The sequence below is a fragment of the Massilia sp. CT11-108 genome, from assembly GCF_047302915.1.
Lineage (GTDB): Bacteria > Pseudomonadota > Gammaproteobacteria > Burkholderiales > Burkholderiaceae_D > Telluria > Telluria orientalis.
Genome location: NZ_JBKYMO010000924.1, coordinates 1 through 1,308, shown reverse-complemented (window position 1 = coordinate 1,308; position 1,308 = coordinate 1). Strand labels below are relative to the sequence as shown.

General features: G+C 64.8%; 3 protein-coding genes. All 3 read left to right on the top strand.

All coding sequences use genetic code 11. The features are described 5' to 3' along the window. On the top strand, positions 1-223 hold a 223-nt coding region (locus tag ACEN88_RS32040; RefSeq protein ID WP_413346227.1), incomplete at its 5' end, for an aldehyde dehydrogenase family protein. Between the two features lie 203 nt (positions 224-426). Further along, positions 427-1,098, top strand: a complete 672-nt coding sequence (locus ACEN88_RS32035; RefSeq protein ID WP_413346226.1) for a haloacid dehalogenase type II — start codon at positions 427-429, stop codon at positions 1,096-1,098. 46 nt (positions 1,099-1,144) lie between these two features. After that, the coding region (locus ACEN88_RS32030) for an FAD-dependent oxidoreductase (RefSeq protein ID WP_413346229.1) at positions 1,145-1,308 on the top strand (164 nt) is incomplete at its 3' end.

Below are 1,308 nucleotides of genomic sequence, written 5' to 3'. Positions count from 1 at the left end.
GGCCGCCGGGGTGCATACCGCAGACATTGGCCGCGCCCTGCGCCTGGCGCGCGGCATCGAGGCCGGCACGGTATGGATCAACCGCTATGGCCGCACGGCCGATTTCGTGATTCCGACGGGCGGCTACAAGCGCTCCGGCATCGGCAAGGACCTCGGCCGCCAGGCGTACGAAGCGAACCTGCGCCACAAGAGCGTGCTGGTCGATTTCGCCCTGGAAGACTGACGTTTTTCGGCGCCGCATAGTGTGCCGAAAGGCGCCGCAAATGCCACGGTTTGTTCTGTTTTGCCAGGCTTAAAACGGGATTTTCGTGCAGGGAGGCGATGGTGTAATGGATGCAGGAGACGACGTTGCAGTGACCGCGAATCGCCTACGAACGCGCTTCCTGACCCGAATCGCCAACATCAATCATCTAAGGAACCAGAACCATGACTACCAACCTGCGGCCCAAATACATTTCCTTCGACTGCTACGGCACGCTGATCAACTTCCAGATGGCGGAGTTGGCGCGCGAACTGTTCGCCGACCGCGTCGCCCCGGAGAACATGCAGCAATTCACCACCGACTTCGCGCGCTACCGCCTGGACGAAGTGATGGGCGACTGGCGCCCGTACGACCAGCTGCTGTGCAATTCGGTCGAGCGCACCTGCAAGCGCTGGGCCGTCGAATACCGCGACAACGAGGGCCTGAACTTCTACCGCGCGGTGCCGACCTGGAACCCGCACGCGGACGTGCCGGCCGCGCTGGCGCGCCTGGCCAAGGAGTACAAGCTGGTGATCCTGTCGAACGCGATGGATGCCCAGATCCAGGCCAGCGTCGACAAGCTCGGCGCCCCGTTCCACCGCGTCTACACGGCGCAGCAGGCGCAAGCCTACAAGCCGCGCCTGCGCGCGTTCGAATACATGATCGACCAGCTGGGCTGCAATCCCGAAGACATCCTGCACGTGTCGTCGAGCATGCGCTACGACCACCTGTCGGCCGACGACGTCGGCATCAAGAACAAGGTCTTCGTGGCGCGCGGCCACGAACCGGCGTGGCCGGTGTGGGGTTCGCACCAGATCACGGACCTGGGCGGCCTGCCGGCGCTGGTCGGCCTGTAAGCGGCATGCGCATGCACCCGGAAAGCTACTTCGACAGGACACGATCATGAAGCTCGAATCTTATTGGCTCGATACGGCACCGGCCTTTGCCGGCGGCGCAGCGGAACCGGTGACGGGGCACGCCGACGTGGTCGTGGTCGGGGCCGGCTTTACCGGGTTGTCGGCGGCGCTGGCGCTGGCCCGGCGCGGCGCCTCGGTGCTGGTGCTGGA

Bases quoted from the DNA above. Each gene is read 5' to 3' on its own strand.
- ACEN88_RS32035 (WP_413346226.1), top strand. From the start codon at position 427: ATGACTACCAACCTGCGGCCCAAATACATTTCCTTCGACTGCTACGGC.